Here is a 15,574-nt window from a genome sequence, read left to right on the forward strand (position 1 = left end):
TTTTTAAATGATTTTCTGAAAGCAGGCTTAGTTGCTCAGGGCCTGGATCTGTGCACGAGCAATGTCGAGCGCGCGCTCGGCATTGGCTTTGTCGTGTGCAGTCTCGGCAGACTTGAGAGCGGCCTGAGCCTCTTCAAGACGGGCCTGTGCTTCGTCAGCTTTCAAATCGGAAACCGGAACCGCTTCTTCTGCCAGAATGGTGCAACGCTCGGGATTAACCTCGGCAACACCACCAGCAACGAAGATACGTTCGGAAACCTTACCACCTGCATAGATGTCGATGACACCCGGACGAATGGTCGAGATCATCGGCGCATGCTTGGGCAGAACACCAAAATTCCCGTCCGTGCCCGGAACAACGACCATCTCGACCGGCTCGGATTTGAGCAGGGCAGACGGTGAAACTAGTTCCAGTACAGTCGTATCAGTCATGACAATCCTCGCTCCTTAGCCGGAGGGGGACCAAAGCTGCCTTAGGCAGCTTCGGCCATCTTCTTGGCTTTTTCGATGGCTTCTTCGATGGTGCCGACCATGTAGAATGCCTGTTCCGGCATGTGGTCATATTCACCAGCGCAGATCGCTTTGAAAGCCTTGATGGTGTCTTCGAGCTGAACGAACACGCCCGGAGTACCGGTGAAGACTTCTGCAACGTGGAACGGCTGCGAAAGGAAACGCTGGATCTTACGGGCACGTGCCACAACCAGTTTGTCTTCTTCCGAAAGCTCGTCCATGCCGAGGATGGCGATGATGTCCTGCAGACCTTTGTAGGTCTGAAGAACACGCTGAACTTCACGCGCGGTCTCGTAGTGTTCCTGACCAATGACGCCCGGATCCAAAGCACGCGAAGTGGAGTCGAGCGGGTCAACTGCCGGGTAGATGCCGAGCTCGGCAATCTGACGGTTCAGCGTGGTGGTTGCGTCAAGGTGGGCAAACGAGGTTGCCGGTGCCGGGTCAGTCAAGTCATCGGCCGGGACGTAAATTGCCTGAACCGAGGTAATGGAACCTTTTTTGGTCGAGGTAATACGTTCCTGCAGCGCACCCATGTCGGTTGCCAGCGTCGGCTGATAACCCACAGCAGACGGGATACGACCGAGAAGTGCCGACACTTCCGAACCAGCCTGGGTAAAGCGGAAGATGTTATCAACGAAGAACAGAACGTCCTGACCTTCTTCATCACGGAAGTATTCCGCAAGGGTCAGACCGGTCAGAGCAACACGTGCACGTGCTCCCGGGGGTTCGTTCATCTGGCCATAGACCAGTGCAGCTTTGGATTCGCCTTCCGGGTTAATAACGCCCGATTCCATCATCTCGTGATAGAGGTCGTTACCTTCACGGGTACGTTCACCAACACCCGCAAAGACCGAGTAACCACCGTGGCCTTTTGCCACGTTGTTGATCAGTTCCATGATAAGGACGGTTTTACCAACGCCCGCACCGCCGAACAGACCAATTTTACCACCCTTGGTGTACGGCGCGATAAGGTCGATAACCTTAATGCCGGTCACAAGGATTTCGGTTTCGGTGGACTGGTCGATGAAGTCAGGTGCTTCACGGTGGATCGGAGAGGTCTTGGCTGCATTAACCGGACCACGTTCGTCAACCGGCTCACCGATAACGTTCAGAATACGACCAAGGGTTTCCGGACCAACCGGAACCGAGATCGCATCACCGGTGTCGGTGACTTCCTGACCGCGCTGCAGACCTTCGGTGGTGTCCATTGCGATCGTACGGACCGCATTTTCACCAAGGTGCTGTGCAACTTCAAGAACCAGACGCTGACCGTTGTTGTCAACATGCAGCGCATTCAGAATGGGAGGCAGATCGCCGTCGAATTTAACGTCGACGACGGCGCCCATTACCTGGGAAATTTTCCCCGCCTTCTTGTTCGCCATAGTTATTGTCTCCTGCTCGGACAAAGCTATCCGTTAACTTCCTGCGACCCGCTTACAAAGCCTCGGCGCCGGAAATGATTTCAATCAGTTCATTGGTGATCTGAGCCTGACGTGAGCGGTTGTACTGGATGCTCAGTCGGTCGATCATATCGCCGGCATTGCGGGTTGCGTTATCCATCGCGGACATACGCGCACCGTGTTCAGATGCGCTGCTTTCAAGCATTGCACCGAAAATCTGGACGCCAACGTTACGCGGCAGCAAATCAGCCAGAATGGCTTCTTCGGACGGTTCGTATTCATAAACCGCAGAAGAACCAGTTGCTTCTTCCTGCTCGTCTGCTTCTTCACCCGTGAACGGGATCAGCTGCTGAGCGGTTGCCACCTGCGAAATCGCGGACACGAACTTGTTGTAGAAGATCGTGCAGACGTCGAATTCGCCTTCGTCGTAAAGCGCCAGAACCTTGTCTGCCACCTCGGTTGCCGAAGAGAAATCAATCCCCTTCTTGCCCTCGATGCCAGTATACCGGGCGACAATATTGTCACCAAATTCACGCTTGAGCGCATCTGCACCCTTGCGGCCAACACAGATCAGCTTCACCGTCTTGCCTTCAGCCTGCAAGGCTTTGGCTTTCAGACGGGTTGCTTTGACGATCGATGCGTTAAAACCACCGCAAAGGCCACGGTCCGCGGTGAAGACGACGAGCAGATGCACATCATCCTTACCGGTACCGGCCAGAAGCTTTGGCGCCCCTTCATTGCTGCCGACGGCAGTTGCAAGACGGCCCAGCATCGTCCCCATGCGTTCAGCATAGGGACGGGCTGCTTCCGCTGCATCCTGTGCACGACGGAGCTTGGAGGCTGCCACCATCTTCATCGCCGAGGTAATCTTCCTCGTCGATTTGACGCTGGCAATGCGCGAGCGCAGATCCTTCAAACTAGCCATTGCGTTTCCTCCTTCGCCTAAGTTTCAGTCTTACGCGAAGGTTTTCGCGAACTTGTCGAGGAACGCTTTAAGCTTGGCTTCGCTGTCATCGGACAGAACTTTCTCGGTGCGGATCGCATCGAGGATATCAGCGCCAGCCGAACGAATTTCGGACAGGTACTGTTCTTCGAAGGCGCGAACCTTGTTCACCGGAATGCTGTCGAGATAGCCTTTAACACCAGCGTAGATCACAACAACCTGCTCTTCGACCTTGAGCGGCGAGTACTGCGGCTGCTTGAGCAGCTCGGTCAGACGTGCGCCACGGGCCAGAAGTTTCTGGGTTGCCGGATCAAGATCCGATGCGAACTGTGCGAATGCTTCCATCTCACGATACTGAGCGAGTTCCAGCTTGATCGAGCCAGCAACCTGCTTCATCGCTTTGATCTGTGCGGACGAACCAACACGCGAAACCGACAGACCAACGTTCACAGCCGGGCGTACGCCTTTGTAGAACAGGTCGGTTTCAAGGAAGATCTGACCGTCGGTGATCGAGATCACGTTGGTCGGAATAAACGCCGAAACGTCGTTACCCTGGGTTTCAATAACCGGAAGTGCGGTCAGCGAGCCAGCGCCGTTTTCGTCATTCATCTTTGCCGCACGTTCCAGCAGACGGGAGTGCAGATAGAAGACGTCACCCGGGAATGCTTCACGTCCCGGCGGGCGGCGAAGCAGCAGCGACATCTGACGATAAGCAACAGCCTGCTTGGACAGATCATCATAGAAGATGGTTGCGTGCATGCCGTTGTCACGGAAGTACTCACCCATTGCGCAAGCAACGAACGGTGCGATGAACTGCATCGGTGCCGGGTCGGATGCGGTCGCAGCAACAATGATGGTGTTTTCCATCGCGCCGCGCTCTTCAAGGACCTTAACAACCTGTGCAACGGTCGAACGTTTCTGACCAACTGCAACATAGATGGAGAACATCTTGTCGCTGTCGGATTTCGCTGCATCGTTCACCGGCTTCTGGTTCAGAATGGTGTCAACGATGATGGCGGTTTTACCGGTCTGACGGTCACCAATGATCAGCTCACGCTGGCCACGGCCAATCGGGATCAGCGAGTCAATCGACTTGATACCGGTCTGTACCGGCTCGTGAACCGATTTACGCGGGATGATGCCCGGTGCCTTGACGTCAGCAAGGCGGCGTTCTTTTGCACCCAGTTCGCCTTTGCCGTCGATCGGGTTACCCAGACCGTCAACAACGCGACCGAGAAGTTCTTTACCAACCGGAACGTCAACGATGGCGCCAGTACGTTTAACCTGGTCACCTTCCTTGATCGAACGGTCAGAACCGAAGATCACGACACCAACGTTGTCTTCTTCGAGGTTAAGGGCCATGCCCTTAATGCCACCCGGGAAGTCAACGAGTTCACCAGCCTGGACGTTGTCCAGACCGTAAACACGGGCAATACCGTCACCGACAGACAGAACCTGACCGACTTCGGCAACTTCGGCTTCAGCACCAAAATTGGCAATCTGATCCTTAAGAATAGCGGAGATTTCCGCGGCGCGGATTTCCATCACGCAACCCCTTTCATAGCGAGCTCGAGCTTCTGCAGTTTAGTACGAAGCGAGGCATCAAAAACCCGGGAACCGACCTTGACGACAAGACCGCCAAGAACAGCCGGATCAACTTTAAGGTCCACTTTTACAGTGGCGCCGACAACTTCTTTGAGAGCGCCGGTAACGGCTTCGATTTGCTCTTTTTTCAGCTCGGAAGCCGAGGTCACCTGTGCGGTAACTTCGCCCTTGTGAGCCGAGAGCATGGAAAGGTAGGAATCAATGACATCCGGCAGGGCAAACAGACGACGCTTCTGAGACAGAAGCCCTACGGTCTTCTTGGTCAACTCGGAAACGCCAAGCTTGTCCAGAAGAGCCGCCATCGCCTTGGCCTGCACGTCCCGGGAAATCACGGGACTGCGGAGTACATTCCGGAGGTCATCGCTGGTTGCGATGGCCTGGTCGAGCAATTCAAGATCGCTTTTGACAGCATCAAGCTGGTTGGCCGAGTTGGCCAAGTCAAATAGTGCTGTGGCGTAGCGCCCTTGGAGCCCGGTCGCGGCAGTATTTTGGGACACCGGTGAAAGCCCTCAATTCTGGTTATGAGAACGACTCGGATACGTATAAAAAAATGATCCCCCGAAAGGGTTTCCTTCCGGGAAGCGAGCGTTTGGTATCACATGTCCTTTGAGTGGGCAACCCCCGCGCAAGCGCAATTGCGCCCTCTTTTCCATTCTTTGGCAAAGTTCGGCCAAAACACCCCGAAATCGCCCATTTTTAAGGCAGGCTTACAACTATTTAATAAGATGCCTATGGTTGGGGATGGGCCCGCAAGGTTAATGAAATCCTGATTCAGCCGACGAATCCCCGAATTGCACAGAGTTGGTTTTTATCGTGGCGGCAATTATCGGGATAAACCGGTCGAAACTGTAACCAACTTCACACCTGACCGAGACTTGAGGTGGCCCAGCAGAACCATCTGGAGGCCGGATCATCGAGAGGTATCGTCACAATAAGTCAAGTGACATCGATGGTTTCAGACATGTGATCCTGTGCCATCACCCTTTGACACCCAGGTTCTTGACCGATTGATCGCCATCTTGGCCTGAACTTCTTGATCAAGATCGAGGTCGAACTGATCAGCAAGACGATACAGCAAAATCAGAACATCGGCGGCCTCTTTGCCGATCTCGCTGATGTCGCGATCCTGAACCGCGTCACCAAGTTCGTGCATTTCCAGAAGGGCCCGGTCTACGAGTGACGCCGGATCACTGACCGGGCCAAATGTCTGCTCTGCCCAATCGCACATGCTGCGCTGATTTTCAGATGATTCGTTATTACTTTCACAAAGCATTATCAAATTAACTCCTTAAATATAATATGACAGCAGATGCACCTGCGCCGTTTTCAGGACAACAGGAACGACAATGAAGACGCCAACGGCACGAAAACAAAGCTTCCTTGAACTGGGAATTTGCCTTTGTGCAGCAGTGTGCCTGATCCTGTTATCGTGGAAAAGCCCTTCGGCCCGCACCCTTGTTATCGAGGGTCTAGAAGAAGCCCCGCTGAAATGGGTTGGCCATGAAGACCCCATGGGGATTGATATCGACATCATGACCGAGGTGCTGCGCACTATGGGAATCCGGGATTATGTGTTCCGTTTTGTCGATAATGGCAGCCGTTTGCTGCATAACGCCCGCAACGGCCAATCGGACATCGTCCTGACGCTTTCGATGAATGACGAGCGCGCTGAATTCCTGCTATATCCCAATGAGGCGCATCTGCTGCTGGATTGGCGATTTGCAATCCGGGCCAAGGACAAAGAAAAAATCCGGTTCGAGGAGTTTTCCGATCTCGCACGGGTTCGGATCGGGGCGGCGGCCGACTATTCCTATACCAGCGCCTTCTGGAATTCCGGTCTTGATATCCAGACAGTGGCCCGCAGTGACCTTCTGATCCCGATGTTGCTGCAAAACCGCTTTGACGCGGTACCGGTCAATTACCTCAACACCATTTATGACAGCCTGCAGAATCGCTATCGCAACAAGATCGCCTTTCTGTATCCACCACTGCGTCGTGCGCCCTATTATAATGTGTTCTCAAAGGCGTCCGATTATCCCGACAAGGAAGCATTCCTGAGCCGGTATGACGAAATCATCCGCGAAATGCGCGATGACGGCCGGTTGCTTCGTATCTTTGAACGATACCTTGGACCGGACGGGTATGACTGGTGGCAGTCGCAATATTCGCAATAAGCGACACGACGCGAAGCAATCGCGACTCACATAAAGCTGTAGGGGTCGATATCGACCTGCACGCGCACACTGCCCGGTGTTTTGACCTTTGAGAGCCAGTCATGGATCAGGGCTTGCATCTTGACCGATTTGTCGGCCCGGATCATGAAGCGCCGACGATAACGCCCGCGCAAAAGCGACAAAGGTGCGGGTGCCGGGCCCAGAACCATCAGGCCATCACCGCGCGGCGCGACCCGGCCAATCCGCCAGGCGGCCTCATCAACTTCACTCTCCTTTTTACCGCTTATAATAAGGGCGGCCAGCCGACCGTGTGGCGGCATGCCATGGGTCATGCGCTGCGATAGCTCCACCTCGTTAAAGGCATCACGATCACCAGCGGCAATTGCCTTGATCACGCGGTTGGCTGGATCAGCTGTTTGCAGCATCACCGTACCGGGGCGATCACCACGGCCCGCACGGCCAGCCACCTGGGTCAGCAATTGATAGCTGCGTTCAGCCGCACGTAAATCGCCGCCAGCCAAACCTAGATCGGCGTCAACCACCCCCACAAGCGTCAGCATCGGGAAGTGATAGCCCTTGGCCAAAATCTGGGTGCCGATCAGAAGATCGACTTCGTGATTATGCACGCGATCAATCAGCTGTGCCGCGGCCTTGGGCCCCATGATGTTATCGGATGTCGCGACCTCGACCCGGATATCGGGAAAAGTCTCAACCGCCTCTTCATACAGGCGTTCCACCCCCGGACCGCAGGGGGCCAGTTTGCCCTCCGCCCCGCAGGACGGGCAGGCATCCGGGGCCTTGGCCTGATAGCCGCAATGATGGCATTGCAATTTGCCCCACGCCCGATGTTCGACCAGCCAGGCTGTGCAGTTCGGGCACTGGAACCGATGACCACAGGCCCGACACAGGGTAAGCGGTGCATAGCCCCGGCGGTTCAAAAACAGCATCGCCTGTTCGCCATTGGCAAAGGTTTCTGCCAACCGTTTTTTCAGCGTCGGCGTGATCCAGCGATTGCGTTGGGGTTTGTCCTGACGGATATCGATGATCTCGACACTTGGCAACACCGCGACACCATGACGACTGCCAAGTTGAACATGCTGATAGCGCCCGGCTTCAACATTGGCCAGGGTTTCAAGCGATGGGGTCGCAGACGCCAGCACGATGGGAATGTTGCCGAGATGCGCACGTGTTACCGCCATGTCGCGGGCATGATACATCACGCCATCTTCCTGCTTGAAGGCGTGTTCGTGTTCCTCGTCGACCACGATCAAGCCAAGGTCATGATAGGGCAGGAAAAGGGCTGACCTGGCCCCGACAACCAGCTTGGCTGATCCATCGGCCACCGCCCGCCAGGTATCACGACGCCTGGCCTGCCCGACTTCGGAATGCCAAAGGGCGGGTTCGACACCGAACCGGTCGCGGAAACGTTGAAGCCACTGGGCCGAAAGTGCGATTTCCGGCAACAGGACCACAACCTGCTTGCCCTGTGCCAGGGCGGCACGGACCGGTTCAAAATAAACTTCGGTCTTGCCCGACCCGGTCACACCATCCAGAAGCGTGCAGGAAAAGCCCCCATCATCAAGGCGCGCGCACAGGGCGTCTGCGGCTTCGTTCTGTTCGGGCGACAAGTCCGGTCGCGGAATATCAAGATCAGGTGCTTCAAACGGCGATGGCGGGGTGACCATCAGGCGCTGCACAGCGCCAGCTTCGACCAATCCCTTGATCACACTCGCCCCGGCACCGGTTTCGCGCAGGATATCGCCCTGCTCCATCGGCGGATGATCCCCCAGAAACGCCAGAACGCGTTTGCGCGGCGGCGTCATGCGCAGAGATGTAGCGTCAAATTCCGGATTAAGGGTAAATCGAAAGATCGGTTTGGGGGCCTCAAGCGCGTCGGGCACGCTCATGGCCATACGCAACACAGCCCCTTGCGGCGCCATGGTATAGGCCGATACCCAATCAATGAACTTGCGGGTGACATCGGCCATCGGCGGGGTTGGCAAAACACCGAAAATTTCACGCAGCTTGGCGGGGTCAACATCGCCCTTGGCATCGCCCCAGACGACACCGCGCTGGGTTTGACGGCCGAGGGGAATTTCAACGAAATCGCCGGGTGCAACAGAAACGCCTTCGGGCACCAGATAGTCATAAGGACCTGCCAAAGGCAGCGGCGGCAGAACGCTCACGGTCTGGGCGGTTACCTCAAAGGCCGGATCATTCGCAAACAAATTTCCAGAGGTGGCCTTTGCGGCACGCATATATTATAAACCCCGTGAGGTTGCCCATCAGACCGAGCCGTTTCAGGAACGCCAGACATATGGGCACAGAAACAAACGGTCCCACAGCAAGGATCTGGTTCCGTCATCAGATGATCCAGAACCTAGCAGCTAACCGCATCATTGAACAACAGGTCCTAAACAGGAATTCCAATGAAGTTTTTCATCGATACCGCTGACATCGACGCAATCCGCGAACTGGCCATGTCCGGCCTCGTGGACGGTGTCACCACCAACCCCTCGCTGGTAGCAAAGTCTGGCCGACCGTTTCTCGAACTGATCAAGGAAATTTGTGAAGTTGTTGACGGTCCGGTCAGCGCAGAAGTTGCTGCGACCGACTACGAAACCATGGTTGCCGAAGGCCGCAAGCTTGCCAAAATCGCCGACAATGTCGTCGTCAAGCTGCCGCTGACTGCTGATGGCCTCAAGGCTTGCCGTACCTTCACCGATGAAGGCATTCAGACCAACGTAACGCTTTGCTTCTCGGTTGGTCAGGCTATTCTGGCTGCCAAAGCAGGTGCGACCTATGTTTCGCCGTTCGTTGGCCGTCTGGATGACATTTCCTCGGATGGTATGCAGCTGATTGCTGACATCGTTGATGTCTATGGCAACTACCCGAACTGGACCACCGAAGTCCTCGTGGCATCGGCACGTGGCCCGCAGCATGTTGTCGACTCGGCCCGTCTCGGTGCTGACGTCGTCACCATCCCGCCGCAGGTTCTGGGCCAGCTGACCAAACACCCGCTGACCGATAAGGGCCTTGAAGCCTTCCTCGCCGATTGGGAAAAAACCGGCCAGTCGATCCTCTGATTTTGGATCGCTGATCGCGACAGACATATAAAAACCCGCATCGCGCGTGGTTTTTAACATGCATTTAACCCGGCAGCCCGCATTGTGGCAGCCGGGTTTTTTGTTTCTCACTTTTCAAGCCGGAACCGATGGAAAAGACAGCTTTGCGCGCCGACGATGTGGCGGACTACCTTGCCGAACATCCTGAATTCTTCACTACGCGCCCGGACTTGCTTGAAAGTCTTGATTTGCCGATGCGCGAACTGGGCAATGGCGTTGCCGACATGCAGCAATATGTCGTTGCTCGCCTGCGCGATGAACGTGAAAAGCTGCGCGGTGCGACCAGCGAACTGATCAATATTTCCAAATCCAATCTCGAAACCCAAAGCCGCATTCACCGTGCGGTTCTGGCACTTTTGAATGCGCGCGGGTTTGAAACCTTTGTCGAAGCGCTTCAGGACCTAGTGCCAGAGCTTCTTGATCTTGATGCGATTGCGCTGTGCTTTGAAGAATGCAAAGAGGCCCCGGTCCCAAGTTGTGATGGCCGGGTGCGCCGCCTTGTTGTCGGTGCGGTTGATCAGGTTCTGGGCGACGAGCACGATGTCTGGCTGTTGCCAGATGATGCCGGTGACGAAGCGATTTTTGGCCCGAAGGCATCTGAAATCCGGTCTGCGGCAATTGTGCGCCTGGCACCATTTTATGGCGATCCGGTCGGGCTTGTTGCCTTTGGCGTCAAGGAACCGGATTATTTCAGCCCGGCACAGGCCAATGATCTGATCATGTTCCTGGCATCCGTTATCGAGTTTGGTGTGCGTCGATGGCTGACCCAAACGGTCTGACCGCCATCACCCTGCCACAGGATGTGCGCGACGCCATTGCCGACTGGCGTGGCTGGCTTGCCAATGAGCGTCGCGCGTCCAACCACACAACCGACAACTATCTGGCCGATCTTTATGCCTTTCTGGGTTTCATCAAGGATCATCTCGGTGAAACACCGACGCTTAGGGATCTTTTGCGCCTGAATCCGCGCGATTTTCGAAGCTGGCTGGCGCGCCGCAGCATGGATGGTATGGCCAAAACGTCGACCGCGCGTGCGCTATCTTCCCTTCGTAATTTCTATCGGTTTCTTGAACGGTCCGGGCGCGGTCAGAATGCCGCCGTGCAGTCCATCCGCAACCCCCGACTGCCACAATCAACGCCCAAACCGCTGGCGCCAGATGACGCCATGGCGGTGCTTGAGAATGCCGATGCCTGGCAGGATGAACCGTGGCTTGGCAAACGTAACCTCGCCCTTTTCACCCTGCTGTATGGTTGCGGCCTGCGTATTTCAGAGGCGCTTGATCTTAATGCCGATCAACGCCCTACCGGGGATTCGATGGTGATCACCGGCAAAGGCAACAAACAACGCCTTGTCCCGGTTTTGCCCATCGTGCGCGACGCGATCGAGGATTATGTCCGCACCTGCCCGTTTGCGCCCAATGGCGATGATCCCCTGTTTCTGGGCGCACGCGGCAATCGGCTTGTGGCACAAGTCGCCCAGCGTGAAATGCGCAAGGTCCGCGAACTTTTAAACCTGCCCGATACCGCCACCCCGCATGCGCTGCGCCATTCCTTTGCGACGCACCTTTTGGCCGGGGGTGGTGATTTGCGCACCATTCAGGATTTACTCGGCCACGCATCGCTTTCAACGACCCAGCGCTATACCGCGGTTGATACCGAACAATTGATGGCGGTCTATAACGGCACCCATCCGCGCGCCCGCCGTTAGGACACGACGCCAGAACACGCACCGGAACCGTTTTGCGCGCTCAGGCGTTGGATGCCCAGACACAGCTCCGCGAAAGAGATCCAGTGATGAAGCTATTTCGATCCCGCCGCTTTGACGCCAGCCCGCGCCATCGCCAGATTTACAGCGCCTATGAAATTGCCTATTCGGTCATCGACCTTTTGGCGGCCGTCCTGTTTATCATTGGCAGTGTGTTGTTTCTTGATGACGCAACGGTCAAGGCCGGGACGTGGTTATTTATCATCGGATCGGTGTTCTTTGCCGGTCGGCCTGCCGTGCGGCTTGCCCGTGAATTGCATCTGGCCGGACTGGGTGACGAGGGGCAACACGATAGGGCTGAGCCGGGTTCTGCCAGCAACCGCGCCGGGTCTTGAAAATCTTTTCGCAAAATTTCGGTTCCTAGCGATCACCTTTCGCCATTAGACTGCGGGCAAACACCTGATATGCCCGGAGGAAAACCATGATATTGCGTTCGAGTGGCCCGTCACCGTTTGGCCGGAAAGTCAAAATCGTTGCCAAGATGCTTGGCATTTATGACCAGCTGACGGTTGAAGATTCCAACACCAACGACCCGGCAGATACCCTGCGCCAGCAAAACCCGCTGGGTAAGATTCCGATCCTGATCCTTGAGGACGGTCGCAAGATTTTCGATAGCCGCGTGATCTGTGAATATCTTGATGCGCAGGTCGATGGCACCAGCCTGCATCCCACCGAAAGCGACGCACGGTGGGAAGCCCTTACCCTTCAGGCGCTGGGCGACGGCATTGTCGATGCATCCATCCTGCAGGTCTATGAAAGCCGGATGCGCCCGGAAGAAAAACGCCATGGCGATTGGCTGTCCTATCAGGCGGACAAGGTCAAACGATCCCTTGATCATCTGAGTGCCAATGCCCCGTCACTGGAAGGTGACCTGACAATTGGCCATGTCGCGATTGCCTGTGCGCTGGGCTATCTTGATCTGCGTTTTGAGGGCAAATGGCGTGAAAGCTATCCGACGCTGGTCACATGGCTTGAAACCTTTGATGCGCGCGTTCCGGCCTTTGAGGCCACCAAGTTTGTCGCCTGAGACTGATGCCCTTTGGCGCAATGCTGCTTGCGCCAAAGGGCAAAGCTTTTAAATCAAGTGCTTAGCCACTAAAAAACAACCCGGAGCCTTTTGCACAATGTCCCGTCTGAACAGCGTTATCCGCCGCCTTCAAGCCCAACGCGATTGCCTGAATGCGGCAGCAGAAATGATCAAGGATCAGGACGGTATCGTGCTTGAAGTCGGGCTTGGCAACGGGCGTACGTTTGATCACCTGCGCGAAATCATGCCCGACCGCGAGATTTTCGTCTTTGACCGGCAAATCGCCGCCCACCCGAAATGCATCCCCGATGATGACCATTTGTTCCTTGGCGATATCTTTGAAACTCTGCCGAAGGCGGTTGAGCGCTTCAAAGGCAAGGTCGCACTGGTCCATTCCGATGTCGGCACCGGGGACGAGGCGCTGAATGCCAAGATCGCGTCCTTTATCGGATCGACCCTGCCCCCGGCATTGATCAAGGGTGCCATTGTCGCATCGGACCAGAAAATCGATGTGCCGGGCACGACTGCCGAACCGCTGCCCGAAGGCGTTCCAAAAGATCGCTATTTCTTCCGTCGTTATCAGGGCTAATATCGCGCCCAGTTTTGGAATTGGCTCTGTAACCGCAAAGCCCAATCAGCATCTTAGGAAATCGTGCCGTGGCCACCGCAAACGCCCCATCGCCCAGTGGAAGTCAACTGTCCGAAGCACAGGACTTTCTGGCCAAATATCCTGATGTCGAGGCCATCGACATCATCCTGACCGACTTTCACGGCATTGGCCGGGGCAAGACGATCCGCCGTCACGAACTTGAGGGTATCTATAAATCCGGTCGCGGCTTGCCGAGCTCCTTGTTCGGGCAGGATGTCAGTGGCGAGGATGTTGATGATTGCGGCCTCGTGCAAACTGGCGGCGGCGGCGATTGCCGGTGCTGGCCAGTGCCGGGCACACTTGGCTATTTGCCCCATACCGGCCGCGGGCAGCTTTTGATTGCCATGTATGAAGAAGACGGCGCGCCGCATGACGTTGATCCACGCAATGTTTTTGGCGCGCAGGTCAAACGGGCTGAAAACCTTGGCTTCTATCCGATGGGCGCGTTCGAACTTGAATTCTATCTGGTAGATCAGACCCCGGATGCGCAAGGGCTTTACCACCCGGCATCCTATGCCATCACCAAACGGCGCAGCAAATTGCGCAACACCATGTCGGTCGATGAAATTGACGAGATGTCACCGCTTTTTGATGCGGTCTATGAGGGTGCCAAGCATCTTGATCTGACGCTGGAAACCCTGATTTCGGAATATGGCCCGGGCCAGTATGAAATGACCATCCGCTATCGCGATCTGATGCGCGCGGCCGATGACGTCATTATCGCCAAACGCCTGATCCGCACGGTGGCACGACGTTTTGGCAAGGAAGCCGTCTTTATGCCCAAGCCGTTCGGCAATGAAGCCGGATCGGGCATGCATTTGCATCTGTCGCTTGCAGGCCAGGATGGCAATAACCTGTTTGCCGATCAGGCGGATGGATCGTTAAGCCCGTTGATGCTTAATGCAATTGGCGGCATTCGCGGCACAATTGGCGAAACGATGTTGCTCCTCGCCCCGTTCATGAATTCATGGCGTCGCTTTGCATCCGCGATGTATTCACCGGCATCTGATGACTGGGGTGTTGAAAACCGCACTGTGGCATTGCGCGTGCCCGGCACTCCGGGCAAAACGCGCCACTTCGAACACCGTATTGCCGGGGTTGATGCCAACCCGTATCTGGTCGCAGCTGTGACACTGGGTGCTGCCCTTGACGGGATCGAAGGCAAAGTGGATCCGGGCAAACCATGTGAAGATGAAATCGGCGAAGCAAAGGCACCAAACGACCTGCCGCGTCATTGGCTTGAGGCGATTGATCAGTTTGCCGCGTCCGAGTTCAACAAACGCACGCTTGGCGAACGCTTCCACACCGCATTCACCAAAATCAAACAGGCCGAATACGAACAGATGGCGCTGAAGGTGTCAGCGGCAGAGTGGGAATATTACGGGTTTTCCGTCTGATCCCCTATCTGCGGGGGCGCTGCCACAGTGATCAGTAACTTAGGTCCAAACCAAGGAAGTTACTAAGTGCCAGGGTGATGCCCCCGACGACCAAGAGTGCGAACACGAAGACGCCAGTGATTTTGGCGCTGGCGCGCAGGACCGCTTGTCTTCCGTATTTTTGACCTTGGTCGTAATGCCACTTGATGGCAAAGAACATCGCGGTCAGCAGTGCGACAACCTTGAACGTGCCAAAGGCGATCGGAACCCAATCCATAACAAAGACTTTCATTTGCAGCAGTTATGGATGTTATGGGCGCATCTGGGGCCAAGGCAAACTTCCCATTCTGCAACCCTGTCATGAAACAGCGGTTGGCCCTGAAAAGATCGACTAATAAACGGGAATATATGGGATTTTCTGAAAAAAGTGCCGTCTGGTCAGATTGGTCTGACCAGGACTATCGGCAGCGTGCAGCGCTAGGAAGCGCGCTTTGCACGGTTGTTTGATTTGCGCGCCGAGAAGGCCACTTGCGGGCGGGCATCCATGGTTTTCTGATCGCGGAGATATGCGACTTCAAGATCGCGGGGCTCGACACTGAGAACCCGTGAAGTGTCCGGGCGATCCGAGTTCGTATTGAGGTGAATCTGCGTCGAAACCCACTGCCATGTCGGGTATGTCAGCTTTTCATCCTGGGTTTCTTCGGTAATCACCTTGTAGGATCCGGCCGGAAGGACTTCTGCAAGGCCACGCATGCTGAACGGACGTGTGAAATTCAGAATTCTCGAAGTGGTACGATTGGTCAAAAAAGGCTCCTTGCGCCGGAATGCGCGTTGGACAGGCCAAACGATCGGGACCATTCCCGCCGTCGGACACTGACTCGGATTACAGACAGATCAAAGTTTTCGGATTAACAACGGACAAAAATGCCCAGGCCAATAAAATATTGGAAATTTGAGAATCAAAAAATATTTGCAGCGTCAAGCATATGAATATTTTTGG

General features: G+C 55.5%; 17 protein-coding genes. 8 read left to right on the plus strand and 9 right to left on the minus strand.

Annotation, left to right across the window (positions count from 1 at the left end; translation table 11 throughout):
- Positions 1-27 precede the first annotated feature (27 nt).
- From atpC to AC5Q5A_RS12670, 6 genes are all read right to left on the minus strand, one after another.
- Positions 28-432, minus strand: coding sequence for an ATP synthase F1 subunit epsilon (atpC, locus tag AC5Q5A_RS12645; protein WP_008889765.1), 405 nt, complete (start codon positions 430-432; stop codon positions 28-30).
- 41 nt (positions 433-473) lie between these two features.
- Positions 474-1,892, minus strand: a complete 1,419-nt coding sequence (gene atpD / locus AC5Q5A_RS12650; RefSeq protein WP_008889764.1) for a F0F1 ATP synthase subunit beta — start codon at positions 1,890-1,892, stop codon at positions 474-476.
- 52 nt (positions 1,893-1,944) lie between these two features.
- Positions 1,945-2,835 (minus strand): F0F1 ATP synthase subunit gamma, encoded by an 891-nt coding sequence (locus AC5Q5A_RS12655; RefSeq protein ID WP_008889763.1) that lies wholly within the window; start codon positions 2,833-2,835, stop codon positions 1,945-1,947.
- Positions 2,836-2,865: 30 nt separating this feature from the next.
- Positions 2,866-4,398, minus strand: a complete 1,533-nt coding sequence (gene atpA, locus AC5Q5A_RS12660) for a F0F1 ATP synthase subunit alpha (RefSeq protein WP_008889762.1) — start codon at positions 4,396-4,398, stop codon at positions 2,866-2,868.
- Positions 4,398-4,955 (minus strand): F0F1 ATP synthase subunit delta, encoded by a 558-nt coding sequence (locus AC5Q5A_RS12665; protein ID WP_040823053.1) that lies wholly within the window; start codon positions 4,953-4,955, stop codon positions 4,398-4,400. The genes atpA and AC5Q5A_RS12665 overlap by 1 nt, the downstream gene beginning before the upstream one ends.
- Before the next feature lie 458 nt (positions 4,956-5,413).
- A complete protein-coding gene (locus AC5Q5A_RS12670; protein WP_493895492.1) occupies positions 5,414-5,731 on the minus strand; it encodes a nucleotide pyrophosphohydrolase in 318 nt (105 codons plus the stop codon).
- A 73-nt stretch (positions 5,732-5,804) separates the two neighbouring features.
- On the opposite strand from AC5Q5A_RS12670, the gene AC5Q5A_RS12675 reads away from it, so the two are divergent.
- Complete coding sequence (locus tag AC5Q5A_RS12675) at positions 5,805-6,632, plus strand: substrate-binding periplasmic protein (protein WP_493895493.1); 828 nt, start codon at positions 5,805-5,807, stop codon at positions 6,630-6,632.
- Positions 6,633-6,658: 26 nt separating this feature from the next.
- Here the strand turns inward: AC5Q5A_RS12675 and AC5Q5A_RS12680 are convergent, their stop codons facing one another.
- The gene (locus AC5Q5A_RS12680; protein WP_493895494.1) at positions 6,659-8,890 is read right to left on the minus strand and encodes a primosomal protein N'; all 2,232 of its coding nucleotides are present in this window, start codon (positions 8,888-8,890) and stop codon (positions 6,659-6,661) included.
- 171 nt (positions 8,891-9,061) lie between these two features.
- Between AC5Q5A_RS12680 and fsa the strand changes: the two genes are divergently transcribed.
- The 7 genes from fsa to AC5Q5A_RS12715 all read left to right on the plus strand — a co-directional run bounded on the left by fsa (position 9,062) and on the right by AC5Q5A_RS12715 (position 14,595).
- A complete protein-coding gene (gene fsa, locus AC5Q5A_RS12685) occupies positions 9,062-9,718 on the plus strand; it encodes a fructose-6-phosphate aldolase (protein ID WP_008889757.1) in 657 nt (218 codons plus the stop codon).
- A 128-nt stretch (positions 9,719-9,846) separates the two neighbouring features.
- Positions 9,847-10,536 carry a DUF484 family protein gene (locus AC5Q5A_RS12690; RefSeq protein ID WP_008889756.1) on the plus strand — a complete coding sequence of 230 codons (690 nt, stop codon included), beginning with the start codon at positions 9,847-9,849 and terminating at the stop codon, positions 10,534-10,536.
- Positions 10,515-11,465 (plus strand): tyrosine recombinase XerC, encoded by a 951-nt coding sequence (locus AC5Q5A_RS12695; RefSeq protein WP_493895495.1) that lies wholly within the window; start codon positions 10,515-10,517, stop codon positions 11,463-11,465. The genes AC5Q5A_RS12690 and AC5Q5A_RS12695 overlap by 22 nt, the downstream gene beginning before the upstream one ends.
- Before the next feature lie 86 nt (positions 11,466-11,551).
- Positions 11,552-11,857, plus strand: coding sequence for a YrhK family protein (locus tag AC5Q5A_RS12700; protein ID WP_493895496.1), 306 nt, complete (start codon positions 11,552-11,554; stop codon positions 11,855-11,857).
- Positions 11,858-11,943: 86 nt separating this feature from the next.
- Positions 11,944-12,549, plus strand: coding sequence for a glutathione S-transferase family protein (locus AC5Q5A_RS12705; RefSeq protein WP_296990006.1), 606 nt, complete (start codon positions 11,944-11,946; stop codon positions 12,547-12,549).
- Positions 12,550-12,646: 97 nt separating this feature from the next.
- On the plus strand, positions 12,647-13,138 hold the full coding sequence (locus AC5Q5A_RS12710; RefSeq protein ID WP_493895497.1) for a class I SAM-dependent methyltransferase: 492 nt from the start codon (positions 12,647-12,649) through the stop codon (positions 13,136-13,138).
- Positions 13,139-13,206: 68 nt separating this feature from the next.
- Positions 13,207-14,595: a glutamine synthetase family protein gene (locus AC5Q5A_RS12715; protein ID WP_493895498.1), complete on the plus strand. Its 1,389-nt coding sequence runs from the start codon at positions 13,207-13,209 to the stop codon at positions 14,593-14,595.
- A gap of 31 nt (positions 14,596-14,626) precedes the next feature.
- Here AC5Q5A_RS12715 and AC5Q5A_RS12720 read toward each other — a convergent pair whose 3' ends face one another.
- Positions 14,627-14,851, minus strand: coding sequence for a hypothetical protein (locus AC5Q5A_RS12720; protein ID WP_493895499.1), 225 nt, complete (start codon positions 14,849-14,851; stop codon positions 14,627-14,629).
- A gap of 200 nt (positions 14,852-15,051) precedes the next feature.
- Positions 15,052-15,378, minus strand: a complete 327-nt coding sequence (locus AC5Q5A_RS12725; protein WP_008889749.1) for a hypothetical protein — start codon at positions 15,376-15,378, stop codon at positions 15,052-15,054.
- Between the last annotated feature and the right edge of the window lie 196 nt (positions 15,379-15,574).

The organism is Thalassospira sp. CA1, from assembly GCF_059052855.1.